The sequence below is a fragment of the Paenibacillus sp. SRL342 genome (assembly GCF_984798905.1).
Window position 1 is genome coordinate 3,228,148 of the sequence record NZ_OZ481790.1, and the last position, 19,489, is coordinate 3,247,636.

Sequence of the window (19,489 nt, forward strand, 5' to 3'; positions counted from 1 at the left end):
AGAAGGTATGTATAATGACAAAATACGAAAATCAGCTTCCGACATCAGCCGGCATGAACTTCAAATCCCTAATCAGTATATTGAGAGATTCCATGCGTGGCAATGTAGAGCGGAGGCCATCTGGCACGATGCCTATGGAGATATGTGAACCTGCTGAAACCTTGAATGCATCCGATAATCCACAGGTTACATGGTTCGGTCATTCGGCCTTTTTGCTTGAGATTGAAGGTCACAGATTGCTCTTTGATCCGATGCTGGGCAATCGTCCATCCCCCGTATCCTGGGTAGGTACCAAACGTTATAGCACGAATCTACCGATTCAACCGGAGGATTTCCCGGCGCTTGATGCAATCATTATATCGCATGACCATTATGATCATCTGGATTATGACTCCATCCGCAGATTGAAGGATAAAACAAAGCGCTTTATCGTGCCACTTGGTGTACGTCGTCGACTGATTCAACTGGGTGTGCCTTCAGAGCAGATTACCGAGCATAACTGGTGGGATGAGTTATCGTTCAAAGGTTTAACATTCGCTTGCACGCCAGCTCGCCATTTCTCGGGCAGAGGATTATTCGACCGTAATTCTACCTTATGGTGTTCGTGGGTTATCGCTGGACAACATACAAAGGTGTTCTTTAGTGGTGACAGCGGATACGGTCCTCATTTCAAGGAAATTGGCAGTAAATACGGTCCATTTGACCTCACCATGATGGAATGTGGGCAATATGACGAGCGGTGGTCCAACATTCACATGATGCCGGAAGAAACGGTGCAAGCGCATTTGGATGTAGGGGGTAAGTTGCTCATCCCGATTCATTGGGCCGCATTCACGCTCGCCTATCATGCCTGGAATGAACCGGTTGAACGGATTACGAAGGCTGCACATGCTTTGAACGTTAAGGTTGCAACTCCCAAAATCGGCGAGAAGGTTGTTCTTCATAAGGAGGATTACCCTACACGTCCATGGTGGAGACCGGAATTAGGATAAAAATAAAAGCGTTCAGCTCATCGAATGAGTGGACGCTTTTTCTATTGCATTTTACATCAGGATCGATAGTGCACTGTAAATTAACAACATACCCATGACGATATTAACAGGACGCTCGTATCTTAATAAAAAGCTCTGGAATAACATACCACCGAACGCCCAGGTCATATTGGCACTAATACCGATGAAGGTGAGCAGCAAGGCAAATACGATTAAATGAACATGGGACTGCCCAAGAGGCAGAACAAAAACGGATATGGCAGTAAGCCCATACAGAATGACTTTGGGATTGATGAATTGTAGGGTGAACCCAAATAGAAATGAATAATGATTGACCTTGTTGTCTTGCGAATCTGCAGGTTTACTTCGCATGATTTTGAGTGCCAGATAGAGCATATACACACATCCTAAGACGTTCAAGACAGGTGTGATTCTAGGAATGTATTGATGAAGAATAAGGTTGAAATAACTGGACAGAAACATAATAAGCAGGCAGCCAGCTGCAACTCCACTAATAAAAGGAAGGGTCTTGAGGAACCCCTGATTTCTGGCATGTGTCATGGAAATGATATTGTTGGGTCCGGGTGTAAATGAAGCAATGATTGCATAGGTCACTAAAGGTATGATATTCATGGTTCCTCCACGTTTTCTTAGTTGTGTGATATAATGAACTGAAATGTACGTTATAACGTACGGTCTTTATTATTGTACAATATGTACGTTATAAAGCACAACACATAAATATAAAATGAGGAGGATGGATTTTGAAAAACATTAATAGTATTCTTGCTCAGAACCTGAAACAGCTTAGGGAACAAAGAAAACTCAGTCTGGACAAGGTCGCCGAAATGTCTGGTATTAGCAAGACCATGCTTGGTCAGATTGAGCGTGGTGAATCCAATCCATCCATTGCAACCGTGTGGAAGATTGCTAATGGCCTGAAAACCTCCTTTACTGCTTTGATTCACGAGCCGAAGTCAGATACTACCGTTGTAACGGGCGATGATATTCAAGTATTGATGGAAGACGAGGGGAGGGTTCGAATATATCCGCATTTTCCTTTTGAAGAAGGACGTCGCTTTGAAATGTACATGATGGATATGGATATGGAATCTTCTTTAAGTGCTGAGCCGCATATCGAAGGTACGGAAGAATTTATTACTGTCTTTGAAGGAGAAGTTACGATTCGGGTAGGGACGGAAGAATATATGGTGAACCAAGGGGAGTCGATCCGTTTCCGTGCAGACAAGCCCCATGCCTACATTAACTCCGGTGCTAAGTCGAACAGATTGAACATGGTTATTCATTATTCAAAGTGACAATAAAGCAGCCTGATGTAATGAACTGAAACTCCTTTGTTAGTCGTGTCTCACAAAGGGTTCGGTTCAATACATTGGCTGCTTTATTGATGTGTGCACTATGATGGAGCCCAACCGCTCGCGATAGGGGACTCTGAGTTAAGGCTTTTCTTTGGCCTGACGCTGGATTTCCTTGGCTGTTAAAGCTTTATCATACACTCTTACGTTATCCAGACTGCCTTTGTAGAACGGATCAGCCGTATAACGACTCTTGCCTACATAAGCTTCCGTTACCTGCAGATCTTTCGGGTTAAAAGTAATCTCAGAGCTGCTTGCAACCGATGTACCATTTACATACAGAGTTCCTACATCGCCCTGAAGGGTTACAGCGACATGAACCCACTCTTTAACAGGCAGTGGATTTGCTGCAATCAGGCTCTGATCCCGTCCCTCATTATGGATGGTGAATTGTAATGCCCCATTATGTTGGGAGGGAGTAAGGAACATATGCCTCGTCAAGCCATTTCCAAAGTCGAAAATACGCTGCCAAGACCCGCCACCGTCCCAATTGATCCAGGCGCTAAACGTGAAATCCGTTGTATCTGTAATGAGTCCAGGTAACTGAATGTAACTGTCGGTTCCGTTAAATGTGGCAGCCTGATTTTTGCCACCAGCAGTAGAACTGACCACATTAAAGGCTTGTCCGTGATATTTGTTTTTACTGGAATCCTGTGCGACTTTGGCAAGTTTCTTGTGTTCAAAAGTATACTCCCCGAGCAATGGGCTTACCGCTTGCTGTGGAATGATAACGTTAAACGTTTTGGAGCTTACCGCAGTTCCTTTACGAATCGTTGCTGTTAATTTCACGCTGGCATCGCCCTTACCAGTGCGTGGTCGCTGCACTACACCTGTAGCGGATAGAGCCGAAGTGTTGGAGCTTTTCCACGTAATGTCTGCATCACTTGTTCCCTTGGTAGGCAGAGACAGATTGAAGAACACGTGATCCGTATTGCTGATGCTCAGGTCCTTTTTCACCGCATCTACAATGTCCTGATCACTCCGTTCAACACCTTGACTTCCCCAGATGGCAATTCCGGAGGAGGAGAGGGCGCTAAAGGTCAGAACCGTACTTTGAGATTCCGAGTTCCATTCATGTGTGAAAACGCCTTTGTACACAACGTTATTCGAAGTGATCTGAACCTTGTTGTCTGCGTCAAGACTCCAAGTTCCTGTCACGGCACCATGAATCTGCCCATCTGCCGTGAACTGAGCGGTCTGGGATGACTTAATGTCCGCCGTGATGTCCTTACCATGATTCACCCATTGGTACTGACCAGCGATATCCTGAGTTGTCAGTTGCGTTGTATCCTCTCCCAAAGCCGCATAGCGATATGGAGAAACAACGGGCCAACCATCTGCATTCATATGCATCTCATGTACGCGAACTTCATGCTCTTCGCCACGCCCTGGAAAGCGGGTATGGAAGATAAGAAACTGTTTGCCAGTCTCCGGATCAACATAAGCAGAGTTATGTCCTGGCGATACATAGCCGCTACCTAGGCCTGTGCCCGGATCACCGATCTGTCTCTCGAACAGGAAGTTCCCCATTAATTTGACTCCAAAAGGCTCAATAGAACGATCATCAAACAATGGTTTATCCTTGTCAGCTTTAACGTTGATCATATCGTTTCCTTCCGCATCGAGGAAAGGCCCATCCGGTGTTTGGGAGCGAGCAACACGAATGTTGTATCCTCCATCAGCACCTAGTCCACCGTAAGACAGGTACAGATAATAATAATCGGTTTCGGGACTGTAGAGCATGTAAGGTGCTTCAATACGGCTATGATTGCCTCCGGTCAGCTTTTTGCCATAACCTTGATTCGGCAGTGGTTTGCCTGTCGTTGCATCCATCTCCAGAATGAAAATCCCCCCGGAGTATGAGCCATACACCATCCATAACTTGCCGTTTTTATCATAAAAGACATCCGGATCAACCACATTGGGATGAATCGTTGCATCGTAAATGGTACCATCCTCACTGATCTGATCCCACATGCCGGATTTCAACAGAATGCCTTGATCCTTATAAGGCCCTTCGATGTTGTCTGCGACAGCAATGCCGAGCGCTGATCGCGGGGAGTCCCCTTTACAAGCATTGTAGTACATATAAAATTTGCCGTCCGCAAGCTGAATGACATCTGCCGCCCATAACGTATCCGTCTGCGCCCATTCCAGCGCTTCAGCGAATTCCTTGGTTACATTGGGGACAACAGGATTGTTATCTGTAACGCCGGATGCGACCAAATCCCAGTTCAAAAAGTCTTTGGACTTGGCTACTTGCAGATGAGATCCAAAAATATAAAACGTATCATCCACTTTAATGACAGAAGGGTCATGAACGGAAACATTTTTGAATGATGGAGCAGGAGTTGCGATAGAGGTGGTGGAGGTCTGCGAGTCACCCACAGTTGTCCCTGAAGCATTTGCAAACACCGAGACCGGCGCCAAAGTTGTTGCAGTAATTAATGCGGTGCTTAGTACAGAAATGTTAAGTACGCGTACCCAATAACGTTTCATACGTTTCCCCTTTCCTATTTCCGGAATGAAAAATTAGCCGATACTTGGCAACACACGATATAAGGTTTGGCAGCCCTCCTTTGGAACAACTCATAAATCAAGCGCTTTCATTTGTTATATTATCAATTGGTTTATATGTTTGTAAACCATAAATATAATGTTTATAAGACTAAAATGAATAATTAAAGAGAGACGGGAAGAGCCGATACAGCTCATTACATTCAAATAAACCAGTCGTCTTTCTCAAATTTAGGATTGAAATTGGGATCAATGATGCGATATTATTACGTTTAAGTAATGTGTTTAACTATTTATCAATCATTTTATATTAATACGAATCAAAAGCGTAAACCGACAATTCCCAACTACATAGGAGGTAAAAACATGAGCACATATCAAAATCAATTAATCACACAATACACGTTCGAAGATACCGTTCAGATCGGAAAGGACAGTTCCGGTAAGGGACATGATGGTATAGCCAAAGGTGAAATCCTACCTGTGGTATCCGAGGTGAAAGGCAGATCGGCGGTAACTTTCAACGGGGGAGCGAATGGAACTTCTTATCTGCAATTACCTTCGGATCTGCTTCGGGATGTAAGCGATAACACAGGGATTACGATTGCCGCTTGGGTGTTTCTGGGCAAGGGGTCTAATGTGTGGGAACGCATTTTTGACTTTGGTAAAGGGGAGAAGGGACCGTATTTATTTTTGACACGTCAGCTCTTGGGTACGTTATATGCTGGTGATAATCTGGTTGTCCACCCAAGCCGGGGAGTTGCAAGTGGAGAATGGATACATATTGCACTCTCTGTAACAGGCAGCCACGGGGGGACTTTGAGCAGTGCAGGGCCAATTGTATATGTGAACGGGGAGAAGGCGGCAGATGGATCGATCAGTCAGACGTCCAGTGGCAATTATGCCAAATTACGCGAATGGTTTGACTCTTTCACCGATTCTGAGAATTATAGCCAGAATTATATTGCACGTTCCCAGTATGCAGCGGATGTGGACTTTGCAGGTTCGTTATCCGACTTTCGGATCTACCAAGCAGCGCTTACCATGGATGAAGTCATTGAAGTCATGTGTGAATCACTGACAGATGAAGCGATTGTGAAGCTTGCGGCGGACAAGTACTTGTCCTTCCCCAACCGAATCATCACCAAGGATGTGTCACTGCCGGCACACTTGTTGGGTGGTAAAGTGTGTGTTGAATGGAGTTCCAGTAATCCGGAAGTCCTGACCGAGAACGGAGAGGTCCAGGCAATCACATCGGCACAAGAGGTTACGCTCCGTGCGCTTCTGAACAGAGGTGATAGTGAGCAGAGTCAACGCTTTGACGTGTCTGTTGTGCCCGCGCATCTCCCGCCTTATACGGTCACCATCCATGGAGATCAGAAGGTAGCTGATATCAGTGAAGTCATGTATGGGCTGTTCTACGAGGATATTAACAATGCGGCAGATGGCGGAATCTATGCGGAGCTTGTCCAGAATCGATCATTTGAATCTTTTGCATTTGATACGTACTCGCATGACTCTGGAGAATGTGGTTGTTCGACAGGTCGAAATCGTGAACCTTTGTTTGCCTGGTCAGGCGATACGGAGAAAATGCTCGTACAACATACGGATGGACTAAACGTTCATTTTAACGTGGAAGACCCTGAAGTAAATGCTTATTATGTAACGGTTCAGGATGGGGCAACGATTCGAAATCGTGGATTCTCCGACTCCAACCAGCATTGTGCCATGTCCATCAAGCAGGGTGAATCCTATGACTTTACCGTATGGGCAAAAGCAGAATCGGCAGGAACAATCACCGTTCAATTGCAGGATGGAAGGGACATATCCATCAGTGATTCGGTAACGCTGCATGTTGAAGGCGGGAACACTTGGAAGAAATACGGTTTGTCTCTGATTGGAACGGAGACTGTACTTGGTCAACTGGCACTTACGTTTGCAGGTGACATCTCGATCGATATGGTGTCCTTAGTCCCTCAGAATGTATGGGGAGCTGATCCGACAGAAGAGGGAATATCGGCTACGGCACATGCCAACTACACAGGTAATCCGAACTATCGATTGAGAAAAGATCTAATCCAGGCACTGGCAGATCTGCATCCGAAGTTCTTGCGTTTTCCGGGAGGATGTATCTCGGAAGGATCATTTATTTGGGACAACGTATACGACTGGAAGGATTCTGTGGGTCCGGTTGAGCTCCGCAAAGAGAATTATAATGTCTGGGGTTACATGATGACGATGGGCCTCGGTTATATGGAGTACTTCCAACTGGCGGAAGATCTGAATGCCGCTCCGGTTCCAGTCATGGCTTGCGGTGTGTTGTGTCAGGCACGCTCGGATTATGCTCACCCTGCGGGTGGCGCTTTAAGGGATTATTATATCCGCAACTTTACAGATCTGATTGACTTTGCGCTCAGTACAGACTTTGAACACAACGAATGGGCAGCGGTACGAAGCCAGATGGGACATCCTGAACCGTTTGATCTTCGTTATCTGGGCGTAGGCAATGAGAACTGGGGCACTGAATTTTTTGCCAACTTCGAAGTATTCAAACGTTCGATAGATGAGTACATGAAACAGAACTATCCTGATCATGAGCTGCATATTATCTCGACGGTTGGTGCTCAGGCGGATGATGATGCGTATCAGGAAGGATGGAAGTTCCTCAGCGGAAATCTGACCGGATCAGCTCAAGTGGCTTTTGCCGATGGTACTGAGGTGATTGAGGAGACGGTAACCTGGTATGAGAATCAGGACAATTATATGGACACCATTGCAGATGAGCACTACTACCGCTCCAATGAATATTTGCTGAATAACGTAGATCGATACAACTACTATGACCGGGCCTATCTTGAAGACGGAAGTATCGATTGGAAAGAAACATCCAAAGTATTTGTGGGAGAATATGCTTCCACGGACAAAAACACGCTGGCAGGAGCGGTCGCAGAAGCTGCGATCATGACCGGATTTGAAAATAATGCAGACGTTGTTCGTTTGGCTGCCTATGCGCCATTGTTCAACAAAGTACTAACGGACGGTACCTACCGCTGGACGCCGGACTGCATCTGGTTTGATGATGAAACGGTATGGTATACACCGAATTATTATGTACAGCAGCTTTTTGCAAAATATGTAGGAGATCAGGTGCTCGAGACTTCATTCTCCACCTATAGCAAAGGCAAACCCCTGCATCTCATTCCGCGTGGCGGCATCGAGATTGCAACAGGTCATGCAGACATCGTGGTGAAACGAGTCACGGTCACGTCCAATGTGGATGGCACCATATTGCTAGAGGAAGATTTCAGGGAACGTACAGAGCTTAGTAAGGCATGGAACCAGATTCCCGGATCGGAAGGATACACGTTGGCCGAAGGAAAAGGACTCATTTTGAAGGCACAATCAAGTGGATTGAATGGATTGTACCTGTTGAATGACGAATGGACTAACTACAAGGTGCAGGTTGAGGCTGAAAGAATTTCAGGTGAGGATGGTTTTTACATCGGCGTGGGACTGACAGATATCTCGTCCGAGAACAAGGATGTCATTGAGTACGCAATCAGTTACGGGGGAAGTGCCACAGCGGTGAAGGTGTACAAACAAGGGATTGAGGGTTATACCTTGGGAGACTATTCATCCAGTTCGGCAGCGGGTAACCTGAGAGCGGCCAACTATGAACCACTCGAGAATGGGACCGATTACACAATCACGGTTAACTATGGTGGAGATACAGGAAAGAATCTGATCTGCTCCTATACAGACGGTCGCAATATCAGCAAGGTTCTGGATTACAAGCTGGAAGCTTACAACCGGGAAGTATTCCACTCTGTTACAAAGGACGCACGGCATGTGTATGTGAAACTGGTGAATGCAGATGGCGTGGATAAATCAACCCGGATTTGCCTTCAGGATCTGAAGGTTGATGCTTCAGCCAGATTGATCACACTTACTGGAGAAGATCATTTGGTGCATATTCCGAATGTAAATCAGAAGAATGATGAGAAAGTGGTTCCCCAAGAACAGAAGATAAAATTGAATGGTGAATCAGTGATCGTTGGTTTGTCAGCTCATTCGGTAAATGTTCTTATTATGGATCTTCTGTAAGCAAAATATATAAATAAAGGCCCCCTTAAGCAGACATCTGTCGTTTGCGATAAGGGGGCGTTTTGCTATGGAACTTGTTTTGAACTAAAAAACAATTACTTTTCCACAAAAGGATTAACATGTCCTTAGTACGGTATGTTAACCAATAAGGACATGGTCCTCTGCATAACCGATTTTGGATGTGCGTTTCTTCTGAGCCAGTGCAAAAGCCAGAGTTAATGGTCCCAATCGTCCTGCAAACATCGTAATAGAGACTATAATTTTACCGGCAACACTCAACTCACTTGTCAGACCCATCGAGAGTCCTGTGGTGCTAAATGCTGAAGTGGCTTCAAACAGAACATCCAGAAAATGATTTTCAAGAATGCCTTCGGATATGGAGAGAAGAATGGAGATCCCTAGCACAAAGGCGAGAGAACTTAAGACAACAGCGAGTGCACGCATTACTGTTTCTTCTGCAATTTTACGCTCAAAAGCATGAATCTGTCCGCCGCCCCGAAATGTTTGTATGGTCGCAAGAACAAGGACCACAAAAGTATTGATTTTAATTCCTCCACCTGTTCCGCCGGAAGAAGCCCCAATGAACATTAGAATAATAATGAAAAATTGAGATGTGGCCAACATACTTCCAATGTCAATGGTATTGAATCCAGAGCTTCGAGGAGCGGTGCCCTGAAATAGAGAAGCCCATATACGTTCACTGTAAGATAAATCAGCGAACGTTGAAGGATTCCAACTCTCGAGTAAAAAAATGGTAAGGAATCCAATCAAGTAAAGAGAAAAACTACCGATTAACACAATTTTTGAATGAAGAGAGAGCTTTCTCCATGAACGTTTGCGGAATACATCCACAACCACAATATAACCCAGGCCGCCAATGATAAAGAGTGTAATGACCGTAAGATTAACAATCGGGTCACCAACAAATGGGGTGAGGCTATCACTCCAAAGAGAGAAACCCGCATTATTGAAGGCAGAGATGGAATGGAATATGGCGTAATAGAAAGCTTGTCCCCATCCCAAATCGCTCTGCCAGCGCAATGTAAGAACCACTGTAGCCAGCGCTTCAAAAGCAAAGGCTATAAGTACAATATACATGGATAGCTTAACCAGACCTTGAGCTGAGGAGGTATTGGTAGCTTGTTGAATAAGAAGCCTCTGTTTCAAGCCAATCCGTTTCCCCAGAATAATGGCAACCATTACACCTAGTGTCATGAACCCCAGTCCACCAACCTGAATCAAAATCATGATGATGACCTGTCCGAATGTTGAAAAGACACTCCCTGTATCCAAGACAATCAGCCCATTTACACATATAGCAGAGGTTGCTGTGAACAAGGCATCAAGTAAACCGATGGAAGTCCCAGTACTTGAAGATATGGGCAGTGCAAGCAATATGGCTCCGATCCAGATGAGAGTGAAGAAGATCATCATGATGAGTTGGGGAGGACTCATATTATTTTTCAACTTGTTCACAATCGATTCAATGTTCGTCAGAGCCGAAGTTCCCGTCACGCGTTTATCTCTTTGTTTCATAATCACTCTCCAGATTTCGAATGTCATCGTTACTACCTATTAACAAGAGCATATCTCCCGCACGGACGGTGTCTTCCGCCATGGGCGAGATATTCAGGTTATTCCCCGTTTTGATGGCGATAACGGTACATCCATATTCAGCCCGAATATTGAGTTCTAGCAATGTCTTCTGATTCATGCTTAAGGGAGCTTTGATCTCGACCAGATTATAATCTGAAGACAATTCAATGGAATCTATGATGTTGTCTGAACTAAGCTGATTACCGAGTCTCGTGGCCATGTCACGTTCAGGGTAAACAATCTGATCCGCACCGATCTTGCTAAGCACACTACCGTGGTTATCATTTTTGGCCTTTGCTGTTACTTTGGGCACATTAAGTTCTTTCAATAACAGAGTGGTCAGTATACTTGCTTGCAGATCTTCGCCGATCGCAACAATGGCGTGTGAAAAGTTGCTTGCCCCAAGCTCCATAAGGACTGATTTGTCAGTACAATCTGCTTGTACGGCATGGGTTGCTACCGTTGAAATTTCCTGAACAAGAGTTTCGCTTTTGTCTACTGCGAGCACTTCATGCCCATTTTTAATGAGTGTGTGTGTCAAGCTTGAACCGAATCGTCCAAGACCAAGTACCATAAACTGTTTTTTCATAATATCCCTCATTGTAATCAAAATAAATAACGGTTTACTCTATATCCTAATAGGTAAATATTACATTACGTACACAGGATTGTAAGGTTTCATATTGTAGTTAACAAACCCTGTCCAACATATCTATGTCTATGCATATCTCCAAAAGAGTTCATTCTAATGCCTCAAGAATAGAATTGCAACTGATTCGTTTCTTTTTTGGGATATGCTGTTGAACTGTGGAAAGCAGTCAACAAAAGATACCCAAAGTAAATAGCCCACACTATTGCGGTGATCTGGCTGCTCCTATAATAAACGTTGAAGGAGGAGTCAGCTATGCGTTCCAACTACAAACAATTTATCCGAAACGTTCCGCTTCATCTTATGATTCTGCCTGGACTGCTCATTATTATTGTATTCGGTTACATTCCGATGGCAGGTCTCTCTATTGCCTTTCAGAATTTCTCTCCCATTGCCGGATTCAAAAATCTAAATTGGGTGGGTTTGGACAATTTCAGGTATCTGTTCGATCTGCCGGGGTTCTCGCAGGTTGTATGGAATACGGTATTTATATCGACGATGAAAATTGTGTCCGGCTTGGTAATTCCGGTACTTGTAGCCTTATTGCTCAACGAGGTTCGCAAGACAGGATTTAAACGAACGATTCAGACGGTGATCTATATGCCTCACTTTTTCTCATGGGTTATTCTGGCGGGAATCATCGTGGATGTGTTATCTCCAAGCACCGGGATCGTTAATATGTTGCTGAAAGCCGTGGGCATTGACCCGATTCAATTCCTGGCCAGTAACGAGTGGTTCCCTTACATACTTGTCATCACAGACCAATGGAAAGAATTCGGATTTGGGACCATTATCTATCTGGCTGCCCTCACTAATATTGATAAATCTCTGTATGAGGCCTCTGTTATGGATGGTGCGGGAAGATGGAAGCAGACATGGCATATCACGCTGCCAGGCATTCGCCCGATCGTCATTTTGATGGTAACGCTTAGTCTGGGTAACGTACTTAACGGTGGCTTTGACCAAGTGTTCAACCTCTATAATCCATTGGTATATGAATCAGGAGATATTCTGGATACGATGATCTACCGCATCGGATTGCAGGATGCTCAGTATTCTGTATCGACAGCGTTGGGTCTGATCAAATCTGTCGTGTCTTTCATTTTTATCGGACTTGGTTATTTCTTGGCCTATCGGTTCGCGAATTATCGGATATTCTAGAAAGGAGGCAGAATCATGCACCATGCTTCAAGAGCCTATCGGTGGTTTCTAGGGTTTAACTACGTCATCCTGACGATTCTTGCCTTGTTATGCCTGTTCCCGATTGTGAATATATTAGCGATTTCATTTAGTTCAAGTGATGCGGTAAAAGCGGGAAGCGTCACATTCTGGCCTGTCGATTTCACGTTGTCCTCCTATCAATACATTCTGGAAAATCAGCAATTCCTGAACTCATTCGGCACAAGCCTTCTTCGTGTCGTTCTGGGGGTTACGACCAATCTGATCTTCACGATTCTCGTAGCTTATCCGCTCTCCAAAGAGGCTGCCAAATTCCGTTCAAGAACGTTCTATGCCTGGATCTTCGTATTCACCATGTTATTCAGTGGAGGATTGATCCCGGGTTACCTGGTGGTTAAGGAAGCGGGGCTGTTGGATTCCATCTGGGCTTTGATTCTACCGGGCGCCGTTCCGATCTTCAATGTACTTCTAATGCTTAATTTTTTCCGGGGATTGCCGAAGGAGCTTGAAGAAGCTTCCTGGATGGATGGGGCAGGACATTTCCGCACCCTATGCAGCATCTATCTTCCTATTTCTCTTCCCAGTATCGCGACCATTACGCTGTTTGCCATGGTGGGACACTGGAATGCCTGGTTCGATGGCATGATCTACATGAAGAGCCCGGAAGGCTATCCGCTGGCTACATATCTTCAGTCCATGTTACAGCAGGTGACGATGATTCAGAGCGAGATGATGACGCTAGAGGATGCAACGCTCTTAAGTCAGGTATCGGATAGAACAACCCAAGCTTCCCAGATCTTTTTGTCCGTTATTCCGATTCTGCTCGTGTATCCGTTCCTGCAGCGGTATTTCGTTCATGGGCTTGTCGTCGGAAGTGTAAAGGGATAAGATCGATAGGAGGAAAACCGATCGATGGAAGGAGCCGATTACTGGCTCCTTTTTTGCTATTGAGGAGAGGGGAGATGGAATATTGAGAGTCATCCAGGGGAGATGGAGAGAGTCATCCATTGTCGTCAAACTGATGATTGCTTTTGTACTGGTCATTCTGCCCTTGTACGGGATAAGCATTATGATTACGCAACTCAGCTCCAAACAAATGCAGACGGAGGTGGAGAAAGCACATGAGTCCAAATTGTACTTCTACCATAATCATCTGCAATTCGAATTGGAGCGAATGAGTGCACTAGTTACCGAATTTTCATTTGATGAACCCATGTCCACGCTAAGTACACGAGCCGCGATTATGAGCAGATATGAAGTCACGTCCAGTCTGAACAACATTCACAATAAGCTGGGTCAGATTATGGTGACGAGTCCCTACATTAGTGATGTGGTGTATTATGTTCCCGCTCTGCATAAACGAGTCAGTGCGGTGGACGGGATTCGGGACGTAGAGGATACCGAGTGGAAGAATCTGCTCGCGACGATGGGGAATCTGAATGGCGAATTATCGCATTCCAATAACGATCTCTATTTCCTGAAAAGTAATCCGTATAACATGAACCATGAGGAGCCACCTAATTTCATATTAGGGATACGCTTGTCTGCTGAAGAACTGAAACACCGTTTGCAGCAGCTGTCGGAAACGGGTGAAAGTGAGATTACACTGAGTTTTGGTGAACAGCAACATGTAGTGATCTCTTCTTCAGAGCAGCCAGCATCTGTAAACCCGATTCGAACAGTTTCACCTGAACCATCCGAGTCCATGCAAGTTACGAAGTTCCAATCTGATCCATATCTCTATTATTCGTTACATGATAAGGATCACTCGTTCACGCTGACAGCCACTATTCCGCAAGATGTGCTGAGCGCACCGCTGGAACAATACAACGTATGGTTATGGATGGTGACCTTCATGTCGGTTGTGATCATTGTTGTCTTCTCGTTTTCGATCTACAGATCGATTCACCAACCCTTAGCGGTGCTCATTCGAGGATTCAGGATGGCAGAGCAGGGCCAGACAAGCGTACATATTCCTTCATCCAGACGGGATGAATTCGGCTATTTATACTCTCGATTCAACCATATGATAGAGCGCTTACATATTTTGATCGATGAGAATTATGTTGCACGGATTCGAACAAGTGAAGCGGAACTGAAGCACCTGCAATCCCAGATTCAACCTCACTTTCTATACAACAGTCTATTCAGCATCAAACAAATGGCTGAAGTGGAGAATGTGGAGCTCATTCAGGAATTCACCGACTACCTGGGTCAATATTTCAGGTATATGTCCCGTGATTCTCATACGGAAGTATCGTTGGGGGCTGAGATTGACCATGCGCTGGTCTATGCGTCCATTCAAAAAATCCGGTTTGGTTCGAGGATTCAATTGGAATTGGAGGATCTGGATGCAAGGTACAGAGTTATTTCTGTTCCCAGAGTCATGATTCAGCCGATCGTAGAGAATGTGTTTGAGCATGCACTAGCCAAACGTAGCAAGGGAGGTATTCTACAGGTTTCGTACCAAAAGGATCAGGATAACCTGTCTATTCGCATCGAGGATGACGGGGATCAGTTAACCGACGCAACATTGAATTACTTGCAATCCTCCTTCGAAGAGACAGATCGGAAACATGGAAACGAAGAGATAACCGGGCTAATGAATGTGAATCAGCGATTAAGAATCAAATTCGGGGCTGTCTATGGTCTTACAGCACAGCGAAGTGAGCTCGGTGGATTGTGCATTATAGTGAAGATTCCATGGAAAGGGGAGTAGGATTATGCAGCGGATGCTTATTGTCGATGATGAACCTGTTATTCTGGACGGACTGTATGCGTTCTTTCAAAAAGCAAATCTACAGGACATGGAGATAATCAAGGCATACTCTGCCTATGAAGCTATTGATTGGTTGAACTTGGTAAAGATTGATATTGTACTCAGCGATATCTGTATGCCTGGCATGGATGGCATGCAGTTGATTGAGCAGATTATGGACCGGTGGCCACGATGCAAAGTTCTATTACTGACGGGACATAACGAATTCGATTATGCACACCAAGCCATTCGAAATCCTTGCGTTGTTGATTACCTGTTAAAGACAGAGGGCATGAACCACATTCGGGCTGCAGTAGAACGGGCATTAGCACAGATCTCGGAAGAGAATGATTTTCGCTACCAAGCTGCCTGGTTTCGCAGTAAATTACCGCGAGCGCTGCCCCAGTTACAGCGTCAATTGCTGCTGGATGTACTTAAGCGAACGGATAGACATGATACCGTTTCACTTCAAGAAGAACTGGATGCTGTGCAGCTACCTTTCGAATCCGATCAACTCGTTATTCCAGTGATCATCCGGGTAGAAGAATGGAACAACTATCAATCCCAGGCGGATCGCAGTCTAATCCGCTATGCCGTTGCCAATGTTGCGGAGGAGTTGCTGCAAGACAAGGCCAGGGTGAAGGCGATTGATCTGGACACTCAGGTCATCGCGTGTTTTATTCAATCGCAAGAGGCGCATTCGTCACACATATCTAATACGCAAGGGGAACGAGGGAGTCAGCCAGACAGCTGGAACCAGACCCTTCGTTTTGTCTATGGCACACTGGAGTCTGTGCAGCAATCCTGTGCGGACTGCCTGAACCTGTCTGTATCCATTATGGTCAGCGAGCAAGCGGTAGAGTGGAGCAGGGTTAATCAGGCGATCGCGCAGTTACGCCTGTCGATTCATGAGAGCCCCGGGTTTGGGATGGAGAAGCTCTTACGTGTAAATATCCAGGATGAATTGCCATACACCCCTAGCATTATGAATCAACAGGGTGTTGTAGCGCTGCATCTGGATCAGATCAAACAGCGAATAACCGCCGGGGATCGGGAATGGATAGAGTCATTCCATAAATGGACCGAGGCGGCGAAGGAGGGACTTCAAGATCCGTTCTTTCGCATGAAAACGTATACGGGTGCAGCTAGTATACTCATTGAAGTCCTGCATGAACTAGGGTTGTACGAGTCGGCAATGGACGAAATATCGCTGTCCCAAATGCTGCATTTTGACATCCATACGGCATGGTCCGATCTGGTCATCTTTTATCAATCGGCATACGAATGGATGATCTCCAAACGAAGCGATGCCCGCGTGAACGACCAATCACAGATTCTGATTACGATCCATCAATACATCAAGCACCATCTGGAGGATGACCTCTCACTCACACGGATCGCACAGGAAGTCTCTCTTAACCCTTCTTATCTGTCGCGTTGGTATAAACGAATTACAGGTAAAGGCATATCCGACTACATCCATGACCGTAGAGTGGAGCGAAGCAAAGAGTTGCTTCTGGGTTCTTCTTGCAAGATGCATGAAATATCTGCGAAGGTTGGATTTAGTGATCAACATTATTTTTATCGTTTCTTCAAAAAAGCAACAGGCTGCACCCCTCAAGAGTATCGGGATCAGAAAAGTTAAATGATATTTCAAATGGTAAATCAAAGATACCAGATGTCAACGGGGTACACTCGAAGTGAGAGCGCTTTCTTTATAAAATAAAATTATATATAAGATGAGTCAAATTAAACCTTGAACGGAGAGAGCAGAAAAAAACTGAAGAAGCGAAGCGTTCACCTTTATCAACAGATTTCTCCCTTGGAAAAAGGGATAAAGGAAATCTGGGGATAACAGTGATCGGAAGGTTATTCTGCTATCGGAGTGGATGTTTAATATTTATAGTTCATCTTATATACCTCACGGGAGGAGAAAAAAGGGGGATTCGCATGAATATATCATTCAAGAAGTTCTCATTATTAACATTAACCATGGTGCTGGCCACCACGCTTGCTGCCTGTTCGTCTGGTGCGGGAAGTGCCGAGAATGAAGCAGCGCCGAATACACAGCAGGATGCGGGAGGACCACTTACGAAATATGACCCACCCATTAAATTGACTTCCACCATGAATGAAACAGGGAAAGAATCGCTCGCCCAAGGAGATACACACGCCAACAACATCTGGACCAGAGGGTACAAGGATGAACTCGGTATTGATGTAACGTACGAATGGATCGTTCCGGATGCCAATTATAACGATAAGATGAATGTCACGCTGGCGAGTGGTGATCTGCCGGATGTACTGAAAGTGAGTGCTGTTCAATTCGAACAACTTCATGAAGCGGGAATGCTGGAGGATCTGACCGAAGTATATGACAAGTATGCATCCAAACTGGTGAAGGAGTTCATGTCTGCTGAGGATGGAGCAGGTCTGAAGCCGGTAACGAAGGATGGGAAAATATATGCCATGGTAAGCTTCCCGGGCTCGCTGGATTCTTCTGATATGATCTGGATACGCCAGGATTGGTTAAAAAAGGTCGGTCTTGAGGCACCCAAATCCATGCAGGATGTCATCCAGATTGCAGAAGCCTTTACCTTCGAAGATCCAGACGGAAATGGCAAAGATGATACGTACGGTATTGCCTTGAACAAAGATTTACCTATAAATGCGTTCTTGCTCGGTTATCATGGTTACCTCGAAACCTGGATTAAGGATGCTTCAGGTCAAGTCGTGAATGGAACGATCCAACCGGAAGTGAAAGAAAGATTGCGTGAACTTCAAACTCTGTATCAGAAGGGTGTGCTTGATCCCGAATTTGGCGTGAAGGATTTTGCTAAAATGATGGAGGATGTGAATGCAGGCAAGTCAGGCATGTTCTTCCTGCCACAATGGGCACCATTTCAGGTTAGCAGCATGATTAAGAAAGACAAAAACATCGACTGGATGGCTTACCCGGTTCAATCGATTGATGATCAGCCAGCCAAAACACAGAATCATCTTAGTCTGGGCGGTATATTTGCCGTTCGCAAAGGCTACGAGCATCCAGAAGCGTTGATTAAACTTCTTAATTTTCAGGCTGAAAAAATGTTCGGTGAGTCTGCCAAGGAAGAACGGGCTGCTTATTTGAATGGACTGACAGGTCTTGGTTTTCATAATGCGACAGTCTCCAACCTGCCAGCCAACAAAAATGTGAAAGCACAGGATGAAGTAGAGCAGGCGCTCAAAACAGGAGATACCTCTGGATTGGAACTCGAAGCGAAGCTGTTCTATGACGATATTATGGATTATCGGAATGGGAATCTCGATAAGTGGCATATGGAGCGTATCTTTGGCCCAGAGAGTTCACAAGGTGTGATTAAATACTATCGGGATAATGACCTGATTGTTATGAATGAATTCATCTATGCACCAACGAGAACGATGAATACCAAACAGGCAACACTTGATAAACTGAGAGCCGAGACGTTTCTGAAAATCATCTATGGTAATTTGTCGATTGACGAGTTCGATAACTTTGTAGCCAATTGGAAGAAACTTGGCGGGGATCAGATCACACAAGAAGTGAACGACACCATCGCAGCTAACCAATAAAAGGATTGAATTTCATAAGATCAAAGAAAAAATGAAAAATGGTGCGCTCCCATAAGGAGAGGCACCATTTTTTGGGGCAAATTATTTTCGTTTCAATAACAGAACCCCACTGATTTCTGACGTTTTGTAGCGGTATACCACTTTGAATCCAATATCATTGTCCAGCAAGCAGTTCAGTGCATTGATTAGCCGTGCACCAGGAACCAGTGTGAATGTACATGGAGATGTATTACCAATCACACGTACACTTTGGATTCTGCGCGCAGAACCGGGAATGAGCGGATTTCTAGACCAGTAGATTAATACCAGATCCGGTTGTGGAACAGCATTGACACGAGCCATACTAATCATCTCTTTTCTATTAAAGGTTCTTAATAGTAGATGAGAAGTAGAGGAAAGGGTGTTAGACGGAAGACATGATGTTTAATAAATAGACTCTACTTATTCGTTGAGTGCTGTTTGGATGGCAGCTTGTCCCCTGGCGTTCCCTTGCCGTTGTTTTTATTGTGACGCTCTTTTTCGGCATTTTCGTTAACTTTCTTCACAAAATCTTGAGTACTTTCCATTGTAAATTACAGCTCCTTCCATAAGCAAAATGTGTATTCCGATTGTTAATATAACCACTGGCAAGTGATTTTATTTTGTTGACATCGCTAAATTTAATTCTGATTCCACTTTCCTAGGTCAGTTGGGACATACTGGACATGGGAGGTTCATGCATCTA

At 44.9% G+C, this 19,489-nt stretch carries 14 protein-coding genes; 8 read left to right on the forward strand and 6 right to left on the reverse strand.

What is annotated here, in order from left to right; all coding sequences use genetic code 11:
* The first annotated feature begins 14 nt into the window (after positions 1-14).
* Positions 15-992, forward strand: coding sequence for an MBL fold metallo-hydrolase (locus AC4E8D_RS14245; protein WP_449004491.1), 978 nt, complete (start codon positions 15-17; stop codon positions 990-992).
* Positions 993-1,043: 51 nt separating this feature from the next.
* Here AC4E8D_RS14245 and AC4E8D_RS14250 read toward each other — a convergent pair whose 3' ends face one another.
* The gene (locus tag AC4E8D_RS14250) at positions 1,044-1,625 is read right to left on the reverse strand and encodes a LysE family transporter (RefSeq protein WP_449004492.1); all 582 of its coding nucleotides are present in this window, start codon (positions 1,623-1,625) and stop codon (positions 1,044-1,046) included.
* 131 nt (positions 1,626-1,756) lie between these two features.
* On the opposite strand from AC4E8D_RS14250, the gene AC4E8D_RS14255 reads away from it, so the two are divergent.
* Positions 1,757-2,311: a helix-turn-helix domain-containing protein gene (locus tag AC4E8D_RS14255; protein WP_221819509.1), complete on the forward strand. Its 555-nt coding sequence runs from the start codon at positions 1,757-1,759 to the stop codon at positions 2,309-2,311.
* 138 nt (positions 2,312-2,449) lie between these two features.
* Here the strand turns inward: AC4E8D_RS14255 and abnB are convergent, their stop codons facing one another.
* The gene (gene abnB / locus AC4E8D_RS14260) at positions 2,450-4,867 is read right to left on the reverse strand and encodes an arabinan endo-1,5-alpha-L-arabinosidase AbnB (RefSeq protein WP_490206389.1); all 2,418 of its coding nucleotides are present in this window, start codon (positions 4,865-4,867) and stop codon (positions 2,450-2,452) included.
* Between the two features lie 384 nt (positions 4,868-5,251).
* Here abnB and AC4E8D_RS14265 point away from each other — a divergent pair, with 384 nt between their 5' ends.
* A complete protein-coding gene (locus AC4E8D_RS14265; protein WP_449004494.1) occupies positions 5,252-8,989 on the forward strand; it encodes an alpha-L-arabinofuranosidase C-terminal domain-containing protein in 3,738 nt (1,245 codons plus the stop codon).
* Between the two features lie 138 nt (positions 8,990-9,127).
* Here AC4E8D_RS14265 and AC4E8D_RS14270 read toward each other — a convergent pair whose 3' ends face one another.
* Together AC4E8D_RS14270 and AC4E8D_RS14275 are read right to left on the reverse strand one after the other, a co-directional pair.
* A complete protein-coding gene (locus tag AC4E8D_RS14270) occupies positions 9,128-10,525 on the reverse strand; it encodes a TrkH family potassium uptake protein (protein ID WP_221819506.1) in 1,398 nt (465 codons plus the stop codon).
* Complete coding sequence (locus AC4E8D_RS14275) at positions 10,509-11,174, reverse strand: potassium channel family protein (protein ID WP_221819505.1); 666 nt, start codon at positions 11,172-11,174, stop codon at positions 10,509-10,511. Before AC4E8D_RS14275 ends, AC4E8D_RS14270 begins: the two co-directional genes overlap by 17 nt.
* Positions 11,175-11,489: 315 nt before the next feature.
* Here AC4E8D_RS14275 and AC4E8D_RS14280 point away from each other — a divergent pair, with 315 nt between their 5' ends.
* The 5 genes from AC4E8D_RS14280 (at position 11,490) to AC4E8D_RS14300 (ending at position 18,765) form a co-directional block, all read left to right on the forward strand.
* A complete protein-coding gene (locus AC4E8D_RS14280; protein ID WP_221819504.1) occupies positions 11,490-12,395 on the forward strand; it encodes an ABC transporter permease in 906 nt (301 codons plus the stop codon).
* 15 nt (positions 12,396-12,410) lie between these two features.
* Entirely contained in the window at positions 12,411-13,301 is an 891-nt protein-coding gene (locus AC4E8D_RS14285) for a carbohydrate ABC transporter permease (RefSeq protein WP_127545810.1), read from the forward strand.
* A gap of 82 nt (positions 13,302-13,383) precedes the next feature.
* Positions 13,384-15,132 carry a sensor histidine kinase gene (locus AC4E8D_RS14290; protein ID WP_449004495.1) on the forward strand — a complete coding sequence of 583 codons (1,749 nt, stop codon included), beginning with the start codon at positions 13,384-13,386 and terminating at the stop codon, positions 15,130-15,132.
* Positions 15,133-15,136: 4 nt separating this feature from the next.
* The gene (locus tag AC4E8D_RS14295; RefSeq protein ID WP_449004496.1) at positions 15,137-16,816 is read left to right on the forward strand and encodes a response regulator transcription factor; all 1,680 of its coding nucleotides are present in this window, start codon (positions 15,137-15,139) and stop codon (positions 16,814-16,816) included.
* A 305-nt stretch (positions 16,817-17,121) separates the two neighbouring features.
* Positions 17,122-18,765 carry an extracellular solute-binding protein gene (locus tag AC4E8D_RS14300; RefSeq protein WP_490206390.1) on the forward strand — a complete coding sequence of 548 codons (1,644 nt, stop codon included), beginning with the start codon at positions 17,122-17,124 and terminating at the stop codon, positions 18,763-18,765.
* Between the two features lie 81 nt (positions 18,766-18,846).
* Here AC4E8D_RS14300 and AC4E8D_RS14305 read toward each other — a convergent pair whose 3' ends face one another.
* The gene (locus AC4E8D_RS14305) at positions 18,847-19,107 is read right to left on the reverse strand and encodes a hypothetical protein (protein ID WP_047842808.1); all 261 of its coding nucleotides are present in this window, start codon (positions 19,105-19,107) and stop codon (positions 18,847-18,849) included.
* Positions 19,108-19,202: 95 nt separating this feature from the next.
* Positions 19,203-19,331 carry a DUF4023 family protein gene (locus AC4E8D_RS14310; RefSeq protein ID WP_339301222.1) on the reverse strand — a complete coding sequence of 43 codons (129 nt, stop codon included), beginning with the start codon at positions 19,329-19,331 and terminating at the stop codon, positions 19,203-19,205.
* Positions 19,332-19,489 lie beyond the last annotated feature (158 nt).